We start from the raw sequence: 20,875 nt of genomic DNA on the forward strand, positions 1-20,875 counted from the left end.
CCGCACTCAGTCCTCCTGCTGCGGCGCGGCTCCCGCGTCCACCGGTCCGGCCTCCGCGACCGCGAGGCTCACCGGGGCCGCGCCCGCGTCCTGGTCCTCGCCGAGCACCTGGGCTGCGGCCTGCTGCCCGGTCCGTTCCTGGCCGATCCGGATCACCAGACCGGCCGCGATCTCGGCGCTGTCCAGCTCGATCTCGATGCGCATGCTCTTCTCCCCGCTCACGCGTTCAGGATCGCGTAGCGACCCTCGAAGGTGACCGGGATCCCGGTCAGGTTCCGGACGGTGATCCAGTACGTGCACAGCGCCGCACTGGTCCGCTCGACGGCGACGTCCCAGTCCAGCTCGGGTCCGCCGGTCACCGGGGTGACCGGCATCAGGTGCCAGATCACGTGCTGGGCGGCGTTCCAGCTGTGCGTGAACCAGCGCGCGGTCTGCCCGCCGGCCAGGCTGCCGCGGAACTGCACGCCAGGGGCGGCGGGCTGGCAGTGCGCGTACGGCGGCGGGCCGGACGCGGAGTTGGACCGCAGCTGGAGTTCGGCTCGGTAGCGGGCCAGCACCTCGTTGGTGAGGCGGTAGTCCGGGTCGACCCGGTGCGGTGCGTAGAAGTTGTGGAAGATGTCCCAGCCGGTGGGCTCCAGCCGGGCGGCCGGATCGCCCTGCACGCCCTTCCAGGTGTCCTGGGTGACCGGGCCGTCGAACAGCGCGGGGTCGATCACGTAGGTGACCCCGCCGGCCACCAGCGTCGGGGCCACGTGCCAGCCCCAGCCGACCACGCAGTCCGGCTTGTTCGCGCTGTTCACCCGCAGGCTGCCGCGAATCCAGACCTTGTCCGGGGTGATGCCGTTGGCGATCATCAGCCGGGCCATCTCGTGCGCCCGGCCCCAGCAGCCGTCGTCGGGGTAGGTGAACGGGATGCCGGGCGCGGTCGGGTTGGCCGAGCAGGCGGTCTGACCGGCCACCAGCCGGTACATCTGCACGACCTGGGCGTAGCTGACCGGTGTGCCCAGCGCTGCCGGGACACCCTCGGTGAGCTGCTCAGCTACGGCTTCTTTTGGGGCCGGGCGGACATCGATGATCGCGTGCTTGTCGAGGGTCTCGGTGACCAGCACGGTGTGCTGGCTGTCCCTGGCCGCTTCGAGCAGGGCCAGCAGTTCCGCGAAGTCCGGGTTGTCCCGGCGCAGGTAGTGGTGGGCCTGCGAGGGCTCCAGATCGACCTCGACCAGGTCCTCGCCGGGGCTCAGCGCGATCACGGCGACCTGGTGCGGCACCAGCACCTCGGTGACCAGGCCGGTGTCCGGATCAAGTTCGACGTAGACGTCCAGGCCGGCCGCGCGCAGTTCGGTGAACGCGCCGACCCAGCCGCGGGCCCGGGGGTCCCGCAGGTCCACCCGGGCCGCCCGGCCACTGGAGAAAGCGATATCCAGGTAATTTCCCGCCGACTCCGCGGCGGCCGTCATGGCCGCCGGCGGATCGACCAGTGTGTCGACCAATGCATTTATTCGGGGCACGGGATCAACGATTTTCCACCTGGCGAGATCAAATCAACCGAATGCCCCAACCGCTGACCACCTGTTTGCCTTATCGCGCTATTCGCCTAACATCGGACCGCTGCCCACACGACCGCCCGAAGGGGCATGCAACAGCGGCCATCAGGCGGTACCACGCTCCGATTACGGACGATTACCGTCCGTGTCAGCTCCGGCAGAGGGCGCCGGGGCTGAGAGGAGAAATCCCTGTGCGAGCGAAAAGAATGGTCGTCGGGTTACTCGCGGCCGTGGCCACCGCGTTTGCCGGGCTGAGCGGGACCGCCACCGCGTCCCCGAACACCTCATCCGATGTCGATCCACTCATTGTCGGCGGCGTCAACGCCACCCAGGTCTACAGCTTCATGGTGTCGCTGCAGAACACCACCGGCGGCCACTTCTGCGGTGGTTCGCTGATCAAGTCCAACTGGGTGGTCACCGCCAAGCACTGCGTCCAGGGCAAGGCGCCTGCCTCCGTCCGGGCGCGGATCGGCACCACCAACCGCACCGCGGGCGGCAGTTACGTCGCCGCCGCGGCCATCCACCTCAACCCGACCAGGGACATCGCCCTGGTCCGTCTGGCCGCGGCGGTGCCGCAGGCGCCGATCGCGGTGGCCGCGGCCTCCGGGCCGGTGGGCACCGGGACCCGGCTGCTCGGCTGGGGCCAGACCTGTCCGTCCCCCGGCGGCTGCGGCGCGCCGGTGATCCTGCAGCAGCTGAACACCTCGATCGTGGCCGACGGCCTGTGCAGCGGGATCTTCGGCGCCCAGGAGATCTGCACCAACAACCCAGGTGGCACCAGAGGCGCCTGCTACGGCGACTCCGGCGGCCCGCAGATCAAACTGGTCGGCAACGGGTGGCAGCTGATCGGGGCGACCAGCCGTTCCGGCGGCGGCTCGACCTGCGCGGTGAACCCGTCGATCTACGTGGATGTGCCCGTCTTCCGCCCCTGGATCAGCGGAATCGCCGGTCCCGTATAACGAATCGATAGCCAACGGGCCCGCGGTGTTTCGCCGCGGGCCCGTTCGGTCAGCGGCCATACACCGTTTTATGGGGACACAAAGCCGGTCGGCCGCCCTACTTATGCAGGGTTCTCGGTTGTGATCAGAACTACTTACGGTGCACCTCACCTCCGGCGGATCCGCCGGAAGTTGAGAGGAGAGAACCGTGAGGGCACGTTCTCTGATCGTCGGAATCCTGGCCGCGGCCGCTACCGCGCTCGGCGGGCTCGCGATGCCGGCCGCCGCGGCGCCGGCGACCACCGCCGGTGACGTCGATCCGTTGATCGTCGGCGGCACGAACGCGACCGAGACCTACAGCTTCATGGTGTCCCTGCAGAGCACCTCCGGCAGCCACTTCTGTGGTGGCTCGCTGGTCAAGGCGAACTGGGTGGTCACGGCCAAGCACTGCGTCCAGGGCAGGCAGCCGTCCTCGATCCGCACCCGGATCGGCACCACCAACCGCACCACCGGTGGCGTCACCGCCGGCGTGTCCCGGATCATCAACCACCCCAGCGCCGACCTGTCCGTGCTGCAGCTGTCCAGCTCGGTGACGGTCGCGCCGATCTCCATCGCGCCGGAGTCCGGCCCGGTCGGCACCGCGACCCGCATCATCGGCTGGGGCCAGACCTGTCCCACCCGCGGCTGTGGCTCCGCGCCGATCAACCTGCAGGAACTCAACACCTCGATCGTGGCGGACAGCCGATGCTCCGGCATCAGCGGTTCCTCGGAGATCTGCACCAACAACACCGGCGGCAACAAGGGCGCCTGCTACGGCGACTCGGGCGGCCCGCAGGTGAAGGGCACGGCGGGCAACTGGACGCTGGTCGGCGCGACCAGCCGCTCCGGCGGTGGCGCGACCTGCGCGACCGCGCCGTCGATCTACGTCGACGTCTCGTTCTACCGCTCCTGGGTGAGCACGAACGTGGGCGGGCTCTGACCCCTCCGCGACACCTGACCGAACGGCCCGCCGCCTCCTGTAGCGGCGGGCCGTTTTGTCACAGTTCGAAACGGGTACGCCGTTCAGGCAACCTCGGGATCCCAAGGGACGTCATTCTCGTTGCTGGAGTGATTAGCCGCCCGCATGCCGGGCGAAGAACTTGGGGTGAGCGATGCGAGGCAGGAAAAGCTCTTTGGTGCTGGCGGTGACCGCGACCTTCGGTCTGCTACTGGCCGCGTGCGGCACGCCGGAACAACCGCAGCTGGCCGGGAACACCGGTCCGGCCGCGAGCAACAGCTCGTCGGCGAGCGCGGCCCCTGCACCGTCCACTTCGGAGCCGGGAAGCAGTCAGCCGTCCTCCTCGACCACCAAACCGGCGCCGCCGACGACCACGCCACCCAAGCCGAAACCCAAGCCAGAGGCGAAGAAGGACACCCCGGAACCGGTGTCGGACAACGCCACCCCGTGCAAGAACGCGGCCGCACGGGCCTGCATCGACCTCTCCGCCAACCGGGCGTGGATCATGTCCGAGGGCAAGGTCGTGCTCGGTCCGGTGCCGATCACGCACGGCCGCAAGGGCTGGCTGACCCCGCCCGGCACCTTCAAGGTGAGCTTCAAGAACCGCCACCACAAGAGCAGCATCTTCGGCAACGCGCCGATGCCGTGGTCGGTGTTCTTCAACGGCGGCATCGCCTTCCACCAGGGCAGCCTGCGGGAGAAGTCGCACGGCTGCATCCACCTGTCGCCGTCAGCGGCGCAGCGCTTTTTCGGGCACCTCTCGGTGAATGACATCGTTCAGGTCGTGCCGTAACTGTGTTGAATTGGCGTGCTCCGCACGCGGGATTTTTCGCTCTGAGTCGCCTCGTCGTGGCCTCGCCGCACGCGAAGCAAGCTTCGGATGCGTCGAGACCACGACAAGGCAACGCGAAAAATCGGCACCCCGCCGCTGGTTAAGGGCCCGCCGTGTCGCTGCGCGCCACGCCTCTTTCGCAACAAGTTGGGTCTGGTCAGGGATTGGGCGTTCGCGCCTGAAACCTTGGTCCACAAAGGATGGACGGCCCCGGTCATTGTGACCGGGGCCGTTTTTCGTTGGGGGTCAGGGGAGGTTGCTGGAGTGGCCGGGGAACAGGTGTGCGTTCGGGTTGAGGGCGACCGCGATGTTGTTCACCGCGGTGGCCGCCTCGCCGAAGCCGGTGGCGATCAGCTTGACCTTGCCGGGATAGGTGGCCACATCGCCCGCGGCGTAGACCAGCTCCCGGCTGGTGCGGCAGGTGCTGTCCACCGCCACCATCCGCTTCTCCAGGGTCAGGCCCCAGCTCTCCAGCGGGCCGAGGTCGGCGAGGAAACCGAGCGCGGCGACCACCGCCTGGGCGGGCAGCACCTTGCGGTCACCGTCCTTGAAGGACAGTTCGACCTCGGTGATGGTCTCGCCGCCGCGGATCCCGGCCACCTCGGCGTCAGTCAGGATCTGCACGCCCAGCTCGCGGACCTGCCGGACGGTGGCCTCGTGCGCGCGGAAGAGCGCCCGCCGGTGCACCAGGGTCACGCTGCGCGCGATCGGGTGCAGGGCCAGTGCCCAGTCGAAGGCGGAGTCACCGCCGCCGACCACCACCACGTCCTGGTCCCGGTGCACCTCCAGCGAGGGCACGAAATAGGACAGCCCGCGCCCGGCCCAGTCCTCGCCCACCGGTAGTGGCCGGGGACGGAACTCGCCCATCCCCGCGGTGATGAGGACCGCGCCCGCGCGGATCACACTGCCGTCGGCCAGGCCGACGTCGAACCCCCCGCCGTCCACTGTGGACAGCGTGCGGGCCTTGCGGTTCAACAGGTAGTTCGGTTTGTACTGGGCAGCCTGCTCGACCAGCGCGTTGACCAGATCCCGGCCGCGGACCGCGGGGAAACCGGCCACGTCGAAAATCATCTTCTCCGGATACATCGCGGTGACCTGGCCGCCCGGTTCGGGTAGCGAGTCCACCAGTGCGATGGACAGGTCCCGGAAGCCCGCGTAGTAGGCCGCGAACAGCCCGGTGGGTCCGGCTCCGACGATCAACAGGTCTACCTCGGTATGGCTGTGCTCGGACGGTGCGCTCATCGACACCTTCTCGCTCTCTGCCAGTCCTGGGAACCCGATCCAGCGTAGGTGGTGCGCACCACGGTGCCCAGCAACGCGCAGTAAGCGCAGAATTCGGGTATGAGCGACGAGGCATTCCGGATCGAGCACGACACCATGGGCGAGGTCAGGGTGCCCGCCGACGCGCTGTGGCGGGCGCAGACCCAGCGCGCGGTGCAGAACTTCCCGATCTCCGGGCGGGGCCTGGAGCGGGCCCAGATCCGGGCCCTTGGCCTGGTCAAGGCGGCCGCGGCCCGGGTCAACGGGCGGCTGGGCGTGCTGAGCCCCGAGGTGGCCGCGGCCATCGCGACCGCCGCGGACGAGGTCGCCGCCGGCGGGCACGACGCGCACTTCCCGATCGATGTCTTCCAGACCGGCTCGGGCACCTCCTCCAACATGAACGCCAACGAGGTCATCGCCACCCTGGCCACCCGCGCGCTGGGATCCGAGGTGCACCCGAACGACCACGTCAACGCCTCGCAGTCGTCCAACGACGTCTTCCCGACCACCATCCACCTGGCCGCCACCGAGGCCGTGCTGCGGGAGACCATCCCCGGCCTGGCGCACCTGGCCCAGACCCTGGAGCGGCGGGCCGCGGACTGGGCCGAGCTGGTCAAGGCCGGGCGCACGCACCTGATGGACGCGGTGCCGATCACGCTGGGCCAGCAGGTCGGCGGCTGGGCCCGGCAGGTGCGCCTGAGCGTGGACCGGCTGGACGGCACACTGCCCCGGCTGGCCGAACTGCCCATCGGCGGCACCGCGGTGGGCACCGGCATCAACACCCCGGCCGGTTTCGGCGCGGCCGTGGTGGAGGAGCTGATCAAGTCCACCGCGCTGCCGGTGACCGAGGCGGTGGACCACTTCGAGGCCCAGGGCGCGCGCGATGGCCTGGTGGAGGTCTCCGGGCAGCTCAAGACGGTCGCGGTGAGCCTGTTCAAGATCGCCAACGACCTGCGCTGGATGGGTTCCGGCCCGCGCACCGGCCTGGCTGAGCTGCACCTGCCGGACCTGCAGCCGGGCTCCTCGATCATGCCGGGCAAGGTCAACCCGGTGATCTGCGAGGCGGCCATGATGGTGGCCGCCCAGGTGATCGGCAACGACGGCACGGTGGCCTTCGCCGGCGCGGCGGGCAACTTCGAGCTGAACGTGATGATGCCGGTGATGGCCCGCAACGTGCTGGAGTCGGCCCGGCTGCTCGGCGCGGTGGCCCGGCTGCTCGCGGACAAGGTCATCGTGGGCGCGGAGCCCGATGTGGCGCGGCTGCGCGAGTACGCCGAGTCCTCGCCCTCCGTGGTCACCCCGCTCAACCGCTACCTCGGCTATGAGGAGGCCGCCGCGATCGCCAAGCAGTCGCTCAAGGAGCGCAAGACCATCCGCGAGGTGGTGCTGGAACGCGGGCACGTGGACAACGGCAAGCTCACACTCGCTCAACTGGACGAGGCCCTGGACGTGCTGAAGATGGCGCACGGCGGCCGCTGACCAGCCGGGCGCGCTGACCGAGGGCACAGCCCACGGCAACGGTCAGCGCGCCCGCCGCCGCGGTCATCGTCAGCGGCTGCGCACCGAGCAGCACCGAGACCGCGAGCCCGGACACCGGGATCACCCCGGCCAGCACCCCGGAGCGCTCCGGGCCGACCACCGACACGCACCGGTAGTACAGGCCGAAGGCCACCGCGGTGACCAGCAACCCGAGCACCACCAGCGCACTCCACTCCACCACGGTCGGCATCGGCCATGGGTCCGCGGCGAAGAACGGGCTCAGCACCGCGCTGCCGACCGCCGCGACCACACAGGCGTACGCCGAGGTGGCGATCCCGCCGATCCGGCGCACCACGCCCACCGCGAACAGGGTGAAGCCGGCCTCGCCGAGCATGGCCAGCAACGCCAGGCCCAGCCCCGGCAGCGACCAGCGCCCGCCGCCGGAGATCACCAGCACCCCGGCGAAGACCAGCCCGGCGCCCAGCACCGCGGTCAGCCGCGGCCGCCTGCCCAGTGCCAGCGGCACCACCAGCGCGATGACCAGCGGCGAGCCGCCGATGATGGCGGCGACGAACCCGGGTTCGGCGTAGCGCTGGCCCTCGATGATGGCCACGTTGAAACCGACCATGCCGGTCACCGCCAGCGCGAGCAGCGCCAGCAGGTCCCGCCCGCCGACCCTGGGCAGCCCGCCCCGGCACAGCAGCCAGCCCAGCAGCGCCAGCGCGCCGATGGCGTACCGGATCGCCTGCGCGGACAGCACCGGGTACCCGCTCAGCAATCCGTTCACCGGCACCGCGCCGCCCACCAGGCACAACGCGGCGATCCCGCCGCCAATGGCCAGGGCAGGAGACTTCGAGGTGGTCATGGCGGACAGCCTGGACCGGAAAGTGGTCTGGCCATAAGCTCCACTTCAATGGCGAAGGATTGGACCACTTTGCGGGAGCTGCTGCTCCCCGCCGTGTCCGGACCGGGCGCCCGCGGCAAGGCCCTGGAGCAGGCGATCCGGGAGGCGGTGCGGGACGGCCGGTTGCGGCCGGGCGTGCGGCTGCCCTCCAGCCGGGACCTGGCCGCCCAGCTCGGGCTGGCCAGGGGCACCGTGACGGCGAGCTACGAGCAGCTGGTGGCCGAGGGCTACCTGACCGCCCGGCACGGCTCCGGCACCCGGATCGCCGAAGCCGTCGGCCCGGCCGAGTCCCCGGCGCCCGCGCCCGCGATCGACCCGCAGTGGCGGTTCGACCTGCGGCCGGGCCTGCCCGCGCTGGGCGCCTTCCCGCGCGCGGCCTGGCTGGCCGCGACCAGGGCGGCGCTGACCGAGATGCCCGATGCCGCGCTCGGCTACCCCGACCCGTGCGGACTGGCCGAACTGCGCGCCGAACTGGCCGGGTACCTGGGCCGGGTGCGCTCGGTGGTCACCGATCCGGCCGGGATCACCGTCACGCACGGGGCCGCCGAGGCCCTCGCCCTGCTCGCCCAGGTGCTGCGGGATCGCGGGCTGCGCGAGATCGCGGTGGAGAACCCCAGCCACCCCGGTCAGGCCGAACTCCTTGCCGCGCAAGGACTCCGGCCGGTCCCGGTGCCGGTGGACTGCGACGGCGTCCAGGTCGACGCGCTGGCCCGCACCGGCGTGCGCGCGGTGCTGGTCACCGCCGCGCACCAGTTCCCGCTGGGCACCGCGCTGACCGCGCCGCGCAGGCACGCGCTGCTGGCCTGGGCGCGCGAGCGGGACGCGGTGATCATCGAGGACGACTACGACGCCGAGCACCGCTACGACCGGCCCACCGTGTGCGCCACCCAGTCCCTTGACCCGAGCCGGGTGGCCTACATCGGCAGCGTCAGCAAGATCCTCGCGCCCGCGCTGCGGCTGGGCTGGCTGGTGCTGCCCGCCGACCTGCGCGGCGCCATCGCGGACCGGAAACGCCTGCACGACCTGGGTTGCGGGCCGATCCCGCAGGCCGCGCTGGCCCGGTTCCTGCGCGAGGGTGGCTACGACCGGCACCTGCGGCGCACCCGGCTGCTCTACCGCGGCCGCCGGGACGCGCTGCTCTCCGCGCTGGCCGAGCACCTGCCGGACTGGCGCACCGTGGGCATCGCCGCCGGCCTGCACCTGGTGGTCCGGCTGCCCGAGGACATGGACGACGCGGCGCTGTCCGCCCGGCTGGCCGCGGCCGGGATCAACGCGCCCGCCCTGTCCGGCTACGCGCATCCGCCGATGCCGGCGCCCTACCCCGGGCTGGTGCTCGGCTACGCCGCGCTCAGCACCGACCGGCTGCGTGCGGCGGTCGGCGAGATCGCGCGGATTGTCGGTGCCTTGGCGAAGATGGAGGCATGCGCCTCGCCGAGCTAGTGCACACCTCCGCCACGGTCGCGGGCACCCGCGGGCGCAAGGCGAAGATCGAGACCCTGGCCGCCCTGCTGCGCGGCGCCACCGACGCCCGCGATGTCCGGCTGGCCACCGCCTACCTCATCGGCGTGCCACCCCAGGGCCGCACCGGCGTGGGCTGGCGCGCGCTGTCCACCCTGGACACCCCACCGGCCGCCGAATCGAGCCTGACCCTGCACGCGGTGGATGACACTCTGGAGGCACTCGCGCACACCTCCGGCAGCGGGTCGGCCCAGCGGCGCAAGGACCTGCTCACCGCGTTGTTCGGCCAGGCCGGTCAGCCGGAACAGGACTTCCTGATCCGGCTGCTCACCGGCGAACTGCGCCAGGGCGCCCTCGAAGGCGTGATGGCCGACGCGGTGGCCGCCGCCTTCGCGGTGCCCGCGGCCGTGGTGCGCCGGGCGCACATGCTGCACGGCGACCTGGCCGCGGTGGCCGAGGCCGCGCGCGAGGGTGGCGAGGCGGTGCTGGCGGAGTTCCGGTTGCAGGTCGGGCGGGCGGTCCGGCCGATGCTGGCCTCCCCAGCCGAATCCCTGGACAGCGCGCTGACCGAGCTGGGCGAGGTCAGCGTGGAGTACAAACTGGACGGCGCCCGGATCCAGGTGCACCGCGACGGCGACGAAGTGCGGGTGTTCACCCGGACCCTGCGCGAGATCACCACGTCCGTGCCCGAACTCGTCGAGGTGGTCCGCGGCCTGCCCTGCACCTCGGTGGTGCTCGACGGCGAAACCCTGGCACTGACCGACGACGGCCGCCCACGCCCGTTCCAGGAGACGATGAGCCGCTTCGGCGCGACCTCGGCCAGGGAACTGTTGCTGCACCCCTATTTCTTCGACCTGCTGCACCTGGACGGCGTGGACTACCTGGACGCTCCCCTGCGCGACCGACTGTCCACTTTGGACACAATTGCGGGCGGTCACCGCATACCGTCCACAATGGACCCGACCGCGGCGGCCACCCTGCTCGACGACGCGCTGGCCGCCGGGCACGAAGGTGCAATGGTCAAGGCACTGGACTCCGGCTACGCCGCGGGCAGGCGCGGGAAGTCCTGGCAGAAGGTCAAACCCGTGCACACCCTGGACCTGGTGGTGCTGGCCGCGGAATGGGGGCACGGCCGCCGCACCGGCTCGCTGTCCAACCTGCACCTGGGCGCCCGCGATCCGGACGGCGGGCCGCCGGTGATGGTGGGCAAGACCTTCAAGGGCCTCACCGACGAACTGCTGGCCTGGCAGACCGCGGCCCTGCGCGAACTGGCCACCGGCGCCGACGAGTACACCGTGCACGTGCGGCCGGAGCTGGTGGTGGAGATCGAACTGGACGGGGTGCAGGTCAGTCCGCGCTATCCGGGCGGGGTGGCGCTGCGTTTCGCCAGGGTGCTGCGGTACCGGCCGGACAAGGAGGCAGCCGAGGCGGACACCATTGATTCGGTCCGGGATTTGCTGCCCTGATAGGTTGGCCGCAATGCGCAGGATTCCGGTGGTATTCGCGGTGCTCATCGCACTCGTGCTCGCCGCCGTGCCGTTCGCGCCCGCAGCCTGCCCGGTGGCACTGGCCGCGGCCAAGTCCGCGGGCGTCCACCTGAGCCAGCCCCAGCCCGTGCCGGACTGCGCGGTGGCCGCAACAAACCAGCAGGTCAAGGCAGCTGCACCGCACAGTCCGGACAAGGTGTTCGCGGTGTTGTCAGCGCCCATCGCACCGGCTCCACACGCCTTGCCCGCCCCGCCGCAGGCCAGGGGCACCCCGCACGCCGTGGATCTGCACGTTCTGTCCGTGTTGCGGATTTAAACCGACCCGGTTTTCCGCAAGCACCCGACGACGCCCATTTCCAGTGGAGTGTGTGATGAAACTCGACAATTTCGCCTGGCTGCCCAATCTGCTCGCCCGTCTGACCGTCGGCTTCATGTTCGCCAGCGGGGCGGTGGGCAAACTCGGCGGACTCGGCAAGTTCACCGCCGAGTTCCGCGGCTGGGGCATCCCGCTGCCCGAGGTCACCGCCCCTGCCACCGCGGTGGTCGAGCTGGTCGGCGGCCTGGCGCTGATGCTCGGCCTGGCCACCCGGATCGCCGCCCTGCTGCTGGCCGGGACCATGCTCGGCGCGCTGGTCGTGGCGGTCGCGCCACCGCTGCTGGCCAAGTACCCGGACGCGTGGAACTTCCCGAGCTATCTCTTCTACAGCCCCGAATGGCTGCTGATCTGCCTGCTGGCCCTGCTGACCTGCGTCGGAGCCGGAAAGGCCAGCCTGGACCGCCTACTGTCGCGGACATGACACGGTTCTGCGCGGTGATCATCCTTTCCTCGCACGTCGGGGACGCCGCTCCGCTGTACCAGGAGAACATCGTGCTGCTCGACGCCGACTCACTCGAGTCGGCGCGGGCACGCGCGGAAGCGCACGGCCGGGCAGGCGAGCACGAGTACCGCAACGCCGACGGCGAACTGGTGGTCTGGCGGCTGACCGCGGTGGTGGACGTGGCCGAGGTGGACGACCAGGCCCTTGGCGACGGCGCCGAGATCTACACCCGCCATTTCCGCGACTACGCCGCCTATCGCCGATTCGAGCCGCTCCTGGGCGGCGAACCGCTCTGACACACACCCGTAGACAGCATAAATCGCGATCTGTCAAATAGTTCAGCCGGATTTGTTTTAGCAAAGTCCTATGTGCGTATAGCGTTCTTTTTCCTCTACGGTCGGCGGCCGAGGGAATCGAAAGCACTGGAGGACTCATGACAATTCTGGTGACCGGCGCGACCGGCTCGGTCGGCAGGCACGTGGTGGACGGCCTGCTGGCCAAGGGGCAGCAGGTCCGGGCCACCACCAGGGACCCGCAGACGGCCGGGCTGCCCGCGGCGGCCGAGGTGGTCCAGGCCGACATCACCGACCCGGACACCTTCCTGCCTGCACTGGAAGGCGTGGAGAAGCTCTACCTCTTCCCGCACTTCGAGCGCCTGGAATATTTCCTGGAGGCGGTGCGCAAGGCCGGAGTGCGCCGGATCGTCACCCTGTCCTCCTCCTCCACGGTGCAGCGGCTGCGCACCAACAAGGAGGCGGGCGACGAGCACCTGCACGTGGAACAGGCGGTGGAGGACACCGGTCTGGAATGGACGCACCTGCGGCCGGGAATGTTCGCCGGGAACACCGGCGAATGGGCCGAGAGCATCAAGTTGAACGGCCTGGCCTATGGTGCCTATCCGCAGGCCAGGATGGTGCCCATTCATGAACGGGATATCGCGGACGTCGGTATCGCGGCATTGCTGGAGGACAGCCACCTTTATGCCAGGTACAGCCTGACCGGCCCGGAACAGCTCAGCAGGGTCGAGCTGGTGCAGATCATCGGCGAGGTGCTCGGCCGGGAGCTGAAGTTCGTCGAGCAGACCCCGGCGGAGGCGGTGGCCTTCTTCCTGGCGCAGGGCTGGCCGGAGGACGTCATCACCATGATCGAGGGCTACCGGGCCGAGGCCACCCAGCGGGCGGACGAGGTCAGTGACGTCACCGAGCGGGTGCTGGGCCGCCCGGCGCTGACCTACCGCGAGTGGGTGCGGGACCACGCCGACTGGTTCCAGTGAGCTGATCCCCGTCCAGGTCGCGCGCGAATCCGTATCCTGGACTCTCGTGCGCTTCCTGGACGGGGTCAGCCCCGGATATGACCTGACCTACGACGACGTCTTCCTGGTGCCCCGCCGCTCCGGCATCACCTCCAGGTTCGACGTCGACCTGTCCACTGTGGACGGAACGGGTGCCACGATCCCGATCGTGGTGGCCAACATGACCGCGGTGGCAGGCCGCCGGATGGCCGAGACCATCGCCCGGCGCGGCGGCATCACCGTGCTGCCCCAGGACGTGGCCCCGGAGGCGGTCGCCGAGATCGTCTCCTGGGTCAAGGGCAGGCACCCGGTGTGGGACACCCCGCTGGTGGTGGCGGCCGGCGCGGCGGTGGCCGACGCGCTGAACCTGCTGCACAAGCGGGCGCACGGCGCGGTCGTGGTGGTCGACGCCCAGGGCGTGCCGCTGGGTGTGGTGGACGAGGCCGCCTGCACCGGGGTGGACCGCTTCGCCAGGGTCGAGGACGTGCTCAACGAGGACCTGCTGGTGCTGCCGCTGACCGCGCAGCCGCGTGAGGTCTTCGAGCGGCTGCACGGCCGTCCGGCCAAGGTGGCCCTGGCCGTGGACGGCGAGGGCAGGCTGGCCGGGGTGCTGACCGAGGTCGGCGCCCTGCGCGCGGACATCTACCGCCCGGCGCTGGACGAGCTGGGCAGGCTGCGGGTGGCCGCGGCCATCGGGGTCAACGGCGATGTGGCCGCCAAGGCCGCTGAACTGCTGGCCGCCGGGGTGGACACGCTGGTCGTGGACACCGCGCACGGCCACCAGGACAAGATGCTCACCGCTTTGAAGGCGGTGCGCGCGCTGGACCCGGCGGTGCCGCTGGTGGCGGGCAACGTGGTCACCGCCGAGGGCACGCGGGACCTGATCGAGGCCGGTGCGGACATCGTCAAGGTCGGCGTCGGCCCCGGCGCGATGTGCACCACCCGGATGATGACCGGGGTGGGCCGCCCGCAGTTCTCCGCGGTGGCCGAATGCGCCGAGGAGGCCCGCAAGTACGGCAAGCACGTGTGGGCCGACGGCGGCGTCCGGCACCCCCGCGACGTCGCGCTCGCACTGGCCGCGGGCGCCGCCTCGGTGATGATCGGCTCCTGGTTCGCGGGCACCTACGAGTCGCCGGGCGACCTGCACCACGACGAGCAGGGCAGGCTGTACAAGGAGTCCTTCGGCATGGCCTCCAAGCGCGCGGTCAGCGCGCGCACCCGCACCGACTCGGCCTTCGACCGGGCCCGCAAGGGACTGTTCGAGGAGGGCATCTCCAGCTCGCGGATGCGGCTGGACCCGGCCCGGCCGGGCGTGGAGGACCTGCTGGACGCGATCTGCGCCGGGGTGCGCTCCTCCTGCACCTACGCCGGTGCGACCACGGTGACCGAGTTCCACCAGCGGGCGCTGCTGGGCGTGCAGTCCGCGGCTGGCTTCGCCGAGGGCAGGCCGCTGCCGACTGGCTGGTAGCCGGACCCGGTGTGGTCGGCGCGAGGTCGCGCCGACCACACCGCGGGACTACTCGGCCGTCCCGGTCCAGGTGACCGGCAGCTCGTGCACGCCGTAGATCCGCATGTTGGTCCGCAGCTTCACCTCGCCGGCCGGGATGGCCAGCTCCAGGGTCGGGAACCGGCGCAGCAGCCCGGCGAACCCGGCGCGCATCTCGATCCGGGCCAGCTGCTGGCCGAGGCACTGGTGGATGCCGTGGCCGAAGGCCTGGTGCCCGCGGGCCTTGCGGTGGATGTCCAGCGCGCCGGGGTTCTCGAATCGCTGGGGATCGTGGTTGGCGGCCAGCAGGGAGACCAGCACGGTGGAGCCCCGCGGGATGGTCTCGCCGCCGAGTTCGAGGTCCTCGGTGGCGTAGCGGAAGAAGATGTCCGCGATGGACAGATAGCGCAGCAGTTCCTCGACGGCCTCGGGCAGCAGCGCCGGGTCGGCGTGCAGTTCGGCCAGCTGATCAGGGTGCTCCAGCAGCGCGAAGGTGCCCAGCGCCAGCATGTTCGCGGTGGTCTCGTGCCCGGCCAGCAACAGCAGGAAGGCGATGCCGGTCAGTTCCTCGATCGTGAGGTCTTCCTGGCAGGCCAGGTCGGAGAGGATGTCCTCACCGGGAGCGGCCCGCTTGCTGGTGACCAGTTCGGCGAGATAACCGGTCAGCGCCATATACGCGGCGATCTTCTCCTCGAACGGCAGGCTCATGTCCATGAACCGGTTCGAGTTGACCTGGAAGGTGTCCCGGTCGGTGTAGGGCACGCCGAGCAGTTCGCAGATCACCAGCGAGGGCACCGGCAGCGCGAACTCGGCGACCAGGTCCACCGGCGGGGTCAGCCCGGCCAGGTGATCGAGCTGGCGCTCCACGATCTCGCCGATGTGGTCCTCCAGCTGCTTCATCCGCCGGACGGTGAAGGCGCCGGTGAGCCTGCGGCGCAGCCGGGTGTGATCCGGCGGGTCCATGGCCACGAACACGCCCGGCACCTGCGGGGAGGGTTCGGTGGCCACCGGCATGCCGGGGATCTCGAACGGTTCGTGGATCACGCCGAGGTCCAGCCGGGAGCTGAACCTGGTGTCGGCCATGACCTGGCGGACCGCGTCGTAGCCGGTGACGATCCAGCCCTGGTGGCCGTCGGGGAAGACCAGCGGGCTGACCGGACGGGTTTCCCGGAGCCGGGTGCGGTGGCTGGGCGGGGTGAAGGGACCGGCGTCGCGTTCGGTGGGCAGGCCCGGCGTGGTGGGAGCGGGGTGGCGCGTCATGCGACCAGGCTCCAACCCTGACGCTGCGTCAAGGTCAACCCATTCCGGCGAACAAACTCCGGTCAGCGCGAAAACGGACCCCATGCCTCCCCCCGAAGGAGGCATGGGGCCCGTGGGTGGCGAGCTGCCCCGAGCAGCTCGTAGTTGGTTCTTACCCTCAGACGGCGACCGGACCCGCGGCGCGAACCACGGGCTGCACCCCGGTGTGCTCTTCCGGCCCCCGAGCCGGCTTGGCGAGCTTGACCGTCCGGCCCGTGCCGGAGACGACGACCGGGAGCAGCATGAGCAGCACCACGAGCACGCTCAGCACGGCTCCGGTCCAGGTCAGCACCATCTCGATCATCGGTTCTCCTCGGGCTCGCTGTGTTGTGCGTTCAGCTTCGCCCAGGACCGGGGACCGGCGGATCGGCACTACGGCCACTGTGCACCCGGCCGATCGGCCACCCTGCTCAGCCGATCGGCCGATCGACTGAGCAGGGGCGCGACGATCAGCTCAGGTAGTCGCCCTCCAGCATCTCGGTGACCAGGGCCGCGATCGGGGAACGCTCCGAGCGGGTGAGGGTGACATGCGCGAACAGCGGATGCCCCTTCAGCTTCTCGATCACCGCGGCGATGCCGTCGTGCCTGCCGACCCGCAGGTTGTCCCGCTGGGCCACATCGTGGGTCAGCACCACCCTGGAGCCGGTGCCCAGCCGCGAGAGCACGGTGAGCAGCACGTTGCGCTCCAGCGACTGCGCCTCGTCCACGATCACGAACGAATCGTGCAGCGACCGGCCGCGGATGTGGGTCAGCGGCAGCACTTCGAGCATGCCGCGGTCGAGCACCTCGTCGATGACGTCCTTGCTGACCATCGCGCCCAGGGTGTCGAACACGGCCTGGGCCCAGGGCATCATCTTCTCGTTCTCGCTGCCCGGCAGGTACCCGAGTTCCTGCCCGCCGACGGCGTAGACCGGCCGGAAGACCACCACCTTGCGGTGCAGCCGCCGCTCCATCACGGCTTCCAGACCGGCGCACAGCGCCAGCGCGGACTTGCCGGTGCCCGCTCGCCCGCCGAGCGAGACGATGCCGACCTCGGGGTCCAGCAACAGGTCGAGCGCGATCCGCTGCTCGGCCGAGCGCCCGTGCAGCCCGAAGGCCTCCCGGTCGCCGCGGACCAGGCGCACCCGCTTGTCCGGGGTCACCCTGGCCAGCGCGCTCGCGGTGCCCGCCAGCAGTCGCAACCCGGTGTGGCAGGGCAGATCCCTTGCCTCGTCCAGGTCGACCACGCTCTCCTTGTAGAGCGTGTCCACGATGTGCGCGCCGACCTCCAGGTCCGCCGTCCCGGTCCAGCCGGACGGGGTGACGTCCTGGGCCCGGTACTCATCGGCCGCCAGACCCACCGCACTGGCCTTGACCCGCAGCGGCATGTCCTTGGTGACCAGGGTGACCTGGTTGTTCTCCGCCGCCAGGTTCAACGCGCAGGCGAGGATCCGGGCGTCGTTGGAATCGGTGCGGAAGCCGGAGGGCAGAACATCCGGATCCGAGTGGTTCAGCTCCACATGGAGGGTGCCACCGTCCTCGCCGATCGGAACGGGCGAGTCCAACCGCCCGTGCAGGACGCGGAGGTCATCGAGCAAGCGCAGTGCCTCGCGAGCGAACCAGCCCAGCTCCGGGTGGTGTCGTTTCCCCTCCAGCTCGCTGATCACCACGAGCGGCAGCACCACCTGGTGCTCCGCGAACCGGGTGATCGCCCAGGGGTCGGACAGCAGCACCGAGGTGTCCAGCACGTACAAACAGCCCTTCGAGGCTGTCGCACGGCGGGCACCGCTGCGGGCGGAACGGGTCGAGGACTGTGCTGGGGACCGTCGTGCGCTCACGGCAACTCCCTCACGAACGCGGCACCCGCGTTCGGTGCTCGGTGGGCCAGGCACTACCCTGCGGGTCGGTGTTCCTACGCCGATGGCTTCGGCGCCGGGAACACACGGCCACGAGAGCCGGGTGCCGGCCCCCGCGTGCGCGTCAACGTCACGACCAGGGCCTCCCTGGACGAGTCGATCGGGTCGACCCGTCAATGGCAAGCTACCTGCGGGCACTGACAATCGGCATGAAGCCACACAGGTGATTTGTTTAATTGTCACCGCAACGCTACGTACTGCACACATACCGCGACCGCGAGCAGCGATGATGTCCTTATTGTCGGCTTTCCGTCACTCTCGGTACGTGTTCCAGCCAGTCCCGCGGCCCGATGTTCCGCACCCGGATCGCCGCCACCTCCGCCGCGAAGTCCAGGTGCCGGACGAACTCCGCCGGGTCCCAGCCGCTGTGCGCGACCGAGGCTGCGAACGCCCCATGGAAAGCGTCTCCCGCACCCAGCGTGTCCCGCACCGGTACCCGCGGCACGGCCAGTTCGCCGGTCCCGCGCTCGCGGTCCCAGTGCGTGATCGGCTCGCCGCCGCGGGTCATCGCGCCGGTGCGGGTGATCCGCCGGAGTTCCGCGATGGTGCCCTCGGGACTGTCCTGACCTGGTAGCCGGTAGTCGCCGGAGCAGATGACCACGGTGGCGGCGGTCAGCAGCTCCTCGTGCTGCGGGCGGTAGCGGCCCGCGTCGAAGACCACCGGCGCGCTGCCCCGGACGGCGGCCGCGGCCAGGGCCGGATGGTGGCCGTCGATGAGCACGACGTCGGCGTCGTCGAGCAGCGCGGGCAGGTCCGCGGGGGGCTGGGCGTCGACGCCGCCCGCGTCGGTGGAGACGATGCTCCGGTCCCCCGTCCGCTCGTGCACGGTGATCGCGGAGACCGCCGGAGACTCGCGCCGGTCCGGCGTGCAGTCACGCACGGTTATGCCGAAACCAGCCAGTTCCTGATGCACGAGACGTGCCAACGGGTGATCTCCGAGTGCGGTCAGGAGAGTGACGGCCGAGCCAGCCACCGCGGCGGTAACCGCGGCGTTACATGCCGGACCACCTGCGGCAATGTCCTGTCGAAGTGCCGTGACCTTGTCGTTGGCGGCCGGGAAGCGCGGGACGCGGTGCAGCAGGTCGACGGTGGCCAGTCCGACACAGAGCAGGCGGCCGGTCATCCCGGGTTCACCCGACTCGCGGCACGGCCGGGATGTCCGCGGCGATCTCGGCGCGGATACCCGCCGGGATCAGCGGCTCGTCCAGCAGCCGCCGGTACCGCTGCGCCACCGTCTGGCCGGAGGGCCGCGCGTTGAGCCAGGTCCGCAGCAGCCGGTAGCCCTCGACATAGGTCGTGGTGTAGGCCCGCCACAACGGATCCGACAGGAACCGGATCATCTGCCGGGCCCGCGCGTCGGTGCACAGCAGCCAGCGGCGCAGGAACATGGCCACCTCGTCCACGTCCGCGCCGCGGTCGTGCAGCATCAGCGCGGCGTCCTGGCGCACGCTGGCCAGTTTGCCGAGCGCGCCTTCCATCCGCTCCTGCTGCTCGCCCTCCATCCGCAGCCCCAGGTCGCCGACGATCTCCTGGGTCCAGCGTCCCCAGCCCGCGCCGATCACCGCGTGCAGGCCCAGATCGGCCAGCCCCTCGGCCATCAGGCATTGCGGGGTGTTGACCAGGAAGATGGTCTGCTCGGCCTGGCCCTGCTTGGCCACCAGGCCGGATTCCTTGCGGCAGTGCTCGGTGTGGTGCCCGGGGTAGGACTCGTGCGCGACCAGGTGCGGCAGGTTGGCCATCCGGTGGCCGAGGTCGGCGTTGATGGCGACCTTGGAGTGGTAGCCGCCCAGGTAGTAGTTGAAGCCGCTCCAGGGTTTGTCCGTGACGATCTCGTACTCGACCACCTCCTCCTCCGGCAGGCCGAAGGTGCCGCGGACGGTGTCCCGCAACGTGCTGGAGAGGGCGCGCACCACCGGTTCCAGCTTCTCCGGTGGGACCAGGTCCCGGCCGCGGAAGGTGTTCAGCCGGGTTTCCAGCGAGGACTCACCGGGCAGCAGCGCGGACAGTTCGGCGTGCGCGGCGCGGTACTCGTCCTGATCGCCGGGGGTGATGCGGACCTGGAAGTAGGACTCGACCTCCTCGACGAAGGAGACCGCTTCCCCGGCCAGCTTGCGGCCGGAGCACTCCAGCGCGATCAGGTGCGCGTCCAGGAAGGCGACGCGTTCCGGCTCCAGGTTGATGCCCGGCAGCTCGGCCCGCAGTTCCCTCGCCCTGGCGGCCAGCGCGGCCGGGTCCGGGCGGGGTTCGGCGCCGACCTGCCTGCGCAGCAGCGGATCACCGGTGTAGGCGTCCACGAATCCGTCGACCAGGCGGTCGAAGCGCAGGCCGAGCAACAGGTACTCGCGTACGAGCTGGTGTCCCTCCACCGCGCGGACCCTACGCCAGCGCGGCCGGACTACGAGCCGAAACGCCGGTGCCGCACCGCGTAGGCGCGCAGCGCGCGCAGGAAGTCGATGCGGCGGAACTCCGGCCAGTACGCCTCGCAGAACCAGAACTCCGAGTGCGCGGACTGCCAGAGCAGGAAGCCGGAGAGGCGCTGTTCGCCGGAGGTGCGGATGAGCAGGTCCGGGTCGGGCTGGCCGGAGGTGTAGAGGTGTTCGGCGATGTGGTCGACGTCGAGCACCTCGGCCAGTTCCTCGATGGTGGTGCCAGCCTCGGCGTGCTGCAGCAACAGTTTGCGCACCGCGTCGGCGATCTCCCGGCGGCCGCCGTAGCCGACCGCGACGTTGACCTCCATGCCCTTGCGGTCCCTGGTCCGCAGGGCAGCGGCGGAGAGCCGGGCCGCGGTCTCGGTGGGCAGCAGGTCCAGCGCGCCCACTATCCGCACCCGCAGGCCGGTGGCGGGTTCGGTCAGCTCGTCCACCACGCCGGCGATGATCTCCAGCAGGGGGTTCAGCTCCTCCGGCGGGCGATCCAGGTTGTCGGTGGAGAGCAGCCACAGGGTGACCACCTCGACGCCGACCTCACGGCACCAGCCGAGCATCTGCTCGATCTTCATCGCGCCGATCCGGTGCCCGTCGTTGACGTCGGCGAACCCGGCTTCCTTGGCCCATCTGCGATTGCCGTCCAGGATCACCCCGACGTGCCGGGGATGTTCCATCCCGACCATGCCGCGGCGCAGTCGCCATTCGTAGCCGATTTCGAGAAGGTCGCGGACCCGCTGACGTACACCCACGTCCGCGCAGCG

Annotated in this window: 21 protein-coding genes; 11 read left to right on the top strand and 10 right to left on the bottom strand. The window is 70.5% G+C overall.

Annotated features, from left to right (window positions below; genetic code table 11):
• Window positions 1-6: 6 nt before the first annotated feature.
• Together ACTOWY_RS32490 and ACTOWY_RS32495 are read right to left on the bottom strand one after the other, a co-directional pair.
• The gene (locus ACTOWY_RS32490) at window positions 7-222 is read right to left on the bottom strand and encodes a hypothetical protein (RefSeq protein ID WP_441313413.1); all 216 of its coding nucleotides are present in this window, start codon (window positions 220-222) and stop codon (window positions 7-9) included.
• Window positions 219-1,490: a protein-glutamine glutaminase family protein gene (locus ACTOWY_RS32495; protein WP_441313414.1), complete on the bottom strand. Its 1,272-nt coding sequence runs from the start codon at window positions 1,488-1,490 to the stop codon at window positions 219-221. Before ACTOWY_RS32495 ends, ACTOWY_RS32490 begins: the two co-directional genes overlap by 4 nt.
• A 245-nt stretch (window positions 1,491-1,735) precedes the next feature.
• Here ACTOWY_RS32495 and ACTOWY_RS32500 point away from each other — a divergent pair, with 245 nt between their 5' ends.
• From ACTOWY_RS32500 to ACTOWY_RS32510, 3 genes are all read left to right on the top strand, one after another.
• The gene (locus tag ACTOWY_RS32500) at window positions 1,736-2,503 is read left to right on the top strand and encodes a S1 family peptidase (RefSeq protein ID WP_441313415.1); all 768 of its coding nucleotides are present in this window, start codon (window positions 1,736-1,738) and stop codon (window positions 2,501-2,503) included.
• Window positions 2,504-2,690: 187 nt separating this feature from the next.
• Window positions 2,691-3,461 carry a S1 family peptidase gene (locus tag ACTOWY_RS32505; protein ID WP_441313416.1) on the top strand — a complete coding sequence of 257 codons (771 nt, stop codon included), beginning with the start codon at window positions 2,691-2,693 and terminating at the stop codon, window positions 3,459-3,461.
• Between the two features lie 172 nt (window positions 3,462-3,633).
• Window positions 3,634-4,272: a L,D-transpeptidase gene (locus ACTOWY_RS32510; RefSeq protein WP_441313417.1), complete on the top strand. Its 639-nt coding sequence runs from the start codon at window positions 3,634-3,636 to the stop codon at window positions 4,270-4,272.
• Between the two features lie 285 nt (window positions 4,273-4,557).
• On the opposite strand, the gene ACTOWY_RS32515 is transcribed toward ACTOWY_RS32510, so the two are convergent.
• Window positions 4,558-5,553, bottom strand: a complete 996-nt coding sequence (locus ACTOWY_RS32515) for an NAD(P)/FAD-dependent oxidoreductase (RefSeq protein WP_441313418.1) — start codon at window positions 5,551-5,553, stop codon at window positions 4,558-4,560.
• A 99-nt stretch (window positions 5,554-5,652) separates the two neighbouring features.
• Here ACTOWY_RS32515 and ACTOWY_RS32520 point away from each other — a divergent pair, with 99 nt between their 5' ends.
• Window positions 5,653-7,050 (top strand): class II fumarate hydratase, encoded by a 1,398-nt coding sequence (locus ACTOWY_RS32520; RefSeq protein WP_247755787.1) that lies wholly within the window; start codon window positions 5,653-5,655, stop codon window positions 7,048-7,050.
• Here ACTOWY_RS32520 and ACTOWY_RS32525 read toward each other — a convergent pair.
• Entirely contained in the window at window positions 6,989-7,915 is a 927-nt protein-coding gene (locus ACTOWY_RS32525; protein WP_441313419.1) for a DMT family transporter, read from the bottom strand. The genes ACTOWY_RS32520 and ACTOWY_RS32525 overlap by 62 nt on opposite strands.
• 48 nt (window positions 7,916-7,963) lie before the next feature.
• Between ACTOWY_RS32525 and pdxR the strand changes: the two genes are divergently transcribed.
• From pdxR to ACTOWY_RS32560, 7 genes are all read left to right on the top strand, one after another.
• Window positions 7,964-9,394, top strand: a complete 1,431-nt coding sequence (gene pdxR, locus ACTOWY_RS32530; RefSeq protein ID WP_441313420.1) for a MocR-like pyridoxine biosynthesis transcription factor PdxR — start codon at window positions 7,964-7,966, stop codon at window positions 9,392-9,394.
• Entirely contained in the window at window positions 9,376-10,878 is a 1,503-nt protein-coding gene (locus ACTOWY_RS32535) for an ATP-dependent DNA ligase (protein WP_441313421.1), read from the top strand. Before pdxR ends, ACTOWY_RS32535 begins: the two co-directional genes overlap by 19 nt.
• A 13-nt stretch (window positions 10,879-10,891) precedes the next feature.
• The gene (locus ACTOWY_RS32540; protein WP_441313422.1) at window positions 10,892-11,215 is read left to right on the top strand and encodes a hypothetical protein; all 324 of its coding nucleotides are present in this window, start codon (window positions 10,892-10,894) and stop codon (window positions 11,213-11,215) included.
• Window positions 11,216-11,270: 55 nt separating this feature from the next.
• The gene (locus ACTOWY_RS32545) at window positions 11,271-11,696 is read left to right on the top strand and encodes a DoxX family protein (RefSeq protein ID WP_441313423.1); all 426 of its coding nucleotides are present in this window, start codon (window positions 11,271-11,273) and stop codon (window positions 11,694-11,696) included.
• Window positions 11,693-12,013: a DUF4288 domain-containing protein gene (locus tag ACTOWY_RS32550; protein WP_441313424.1), complete on the top strand. Its 321-nt coding sequence runs from the start codon at window positions 11,693-11,695 to the stop codon at window positions 12,011-12,013. The genes ACTOWY_RS32545 and ACTOWY_RS32550 overlap by 4 nt, the downstream gene beginning before the upstream one ends.
• A gap of 137 nt (window positions 12,014-12,150) precedes the next feature.
• The gene (locus ACTOWY_RS32555; protein ID WP_441313425.1) at window positions 12,151-12,990 is read left to right on the top strand and encodes an NAD(P)H-binding protein; all 840 of its coding nucleotides are present in this window, start codon (window positions 12,151-12,153) and stop codon (window positions 12,988-12,990) included.
• Window positions 12,991-13,036: 46 nt separating this feature from the next.
• Window positions 13,037-14,476, top strand: a complete 1,440-nt coding sequence (locus tag ACTOWY_RS32560; protein ID WP_441313426.1) for a GuaB1 family IMP dehydrogenase-related protein — start codon at window positions 13,037-13,039, stop codon at window positions 14,474-14,476.
• Window positions 14,477-14,524: 48 nt separating this feature from the next.
• Here the strand turns inward: ACTOWY_RS32560 and ACTOWY_RS32565 are convergent, their stop codons facing one another.
• The 6 genes from ACTOWY_RS32565 to ACTOWY_RS32590 all read right to left on the bottom strand — a co-directional run bounded on the left by ACTOWY_RS32565 (window position 14,525) and on the right by ACTOWY_RS32590 (window position 20,863).
• On the bottom strand, window positions 14,525-15,754 hold the full coding sequence (locus ACTOWY_RS32565; RefSeq protein ID WP_441313427.1) for a cytochrome P450: 1,230 nt from the start codon (window positions 15,752-15,754) through the stop codon (window positions 14,525-14,527).
• 157 nt (window positions 15,755-15,911) lie between these two features.
• Window positions 15,912-16,097, bottom strand: coding sequence for a hypothetical protein (locus ACTOWY_RS32570; RefSeq protein ID WP_441313428.1), 186 nt, complete (start codon window positions 16,095-16,097; stop codon window positions 15,912-15,914).
• Window positions 16,098-16,242: 145 nt separating this feature from the next.
• A complete protein-coding gene (locus ACTOWY_RS32575) occupies window positions 16,243-17,526 on the bottom strand; it encodes a PhoH family protein (RefSeq protein WP_247756261.1) in 1,284 nt (427 codons plus the stop codon).
• A 397-nt stretch (window positions 17,527-17,923) separates the two neighbouring features.
• On the bottom strand, window positions 17,924-18,811 hold the full coding sequence (locus ACTOWY_RS32580; protein WP_441313429.1) for a PfkB family carbohydrate kinase: 888 nt from the start codon (window positions 18,809-18,811) through the stop codon (window positions 17,924-17,926).
• Window positions 18,812-18,818: 7 nt separating this feature from the next.
• Complete coding sequence (locus tag ACTOWY_RS32585) at window positions 18,819-20,054, bottom strand: DUF885 domain-containing protein (RefSeq protein ID WP_441313430.1); 1,236 nt, start codon at window positions 20,052-20,054, stop codon at window positions 18,819-18,821.
• 29 nt (window positions 20,055-20,083) lie between these two features.
• Window positions 20,084-20,863, bottom strand: coding sequence for an isoprenyl transferase (locus ACTOWY_RS32590; protein WP_308300957.1), 780 nt, complete (start codon window positions 20,861-20,863; stop codon window positions 20,084-20,086).
• Between the last annotated feature and the right edge of the window lie 12 nt (window positions 20,864-20,875).

The organism is Crossiella sp. CA198, from assembly GCF_052078295.1.
In the GTDB taxonomy this organism is placed as follows: domain Bacteria; phylum Actinomycetota; class Actinomycetes; order Mycobacteriales; family Pseudonocardiaceae; genus Crossiella.

Excerpts from the sequence above, each read along its gene's own strand:
- ACTOWY_RS32540 (WP_441313422.1), top strand. The coding sequence starts at position 10,892 with ATGCGCAGGATTCCGGTGGTATTCGCGGTGCTCATCGCACTCGTGCTC.
- ACTOWY_RS32515 (WP_441313418.1), bottom strand. The coding sequence starts at position 5,553 with ATGAGCGCACCGTCCGAGCACAGCCATACCGAGGTAGACCTGTTGATC.
- pdxR (WP_441313420.1), top strand. The coding sequence starts at position 7,964 with ATGGCGAAGGATTGGACCACTTTGCGGGAGCTGCTGCTCCCCGCCGTG.
- ACTOWY_RS32535 (WP_441313421.1), top strand. The coding sequence starts at position 9,376 with ATGCGCCTCGCCGAGCTAGTGCACACCTCCGCCACGGTCGCGGGCACC.
- ACTOWY_RS32545 (WP_441313423.1), top strand. The coding sequence starts at position 11,271 with ATGAAACTCGACAATTTCGCCTGGCTGCCCAATCTGCTCGCCCGTCTG.
- ACTOWY_RS32525 (WP_441313419.1), bottom strand. The coding sequence starts at position 7,915 with ATGACCACCTCGAAGTCTCCTGCCCTGGCCATTGGCGGCGGGATCGCC.
- ACTOWY_RS32580 (WP_441313429.1), bottom strand. The coding sequence starts at position 18,811 with ATGACCGGCCGCCTGCTCTGTGTCGGACTGGCCACCGTCGACCTGCTG.
- ACTOWY_RS32510 (WP_441313417.1), top strand. The coding sequence starts at position 3,634 with ATGCGAGGCAGGAAAAGCTCTTTGGTGCTGGCGGTGACCGCGACCTTC.
- ACTOWY_RS32570 (WP_441313428.1), bottom strand. The coding sequence starts at position 16,097 with ATGATCGAGATGGTGCTGACCTGGACCGGAGCCGTGCTGAGCGTGCTC.
- ACTOWY_RS32565 (WP_441313427.1), bottom strand. The coding sequence starts at position 15,754 with ATGACGCGCCACCCCGCTCCCACCACGCCGGGCCTGCCCACCGAACGC.
- ACTOWY_RS32520 (WP_247755787.1), top strand. The coding sequence starts at position 5,653 with ATGAGCGACGAGGCATTCCGGATCGAGCACGACACCATGGGCGAGGTC.
- ACTOWY_RS32555 (WP_441313425.1), top strand. The coding sequence starts at position 12,151 with ATGACAATTCTGGTGACCGGCGCGACCGGCTCGGTCGGCAGGCACGTG.
- ACTOWY_RS32550 (WP_441313424.1), top strand. The coding sequence starts at position 11,693 with ATGACACGGTTCTGCGCGGTGATCATCCTTTCCTCGCACGTCGGGGAC.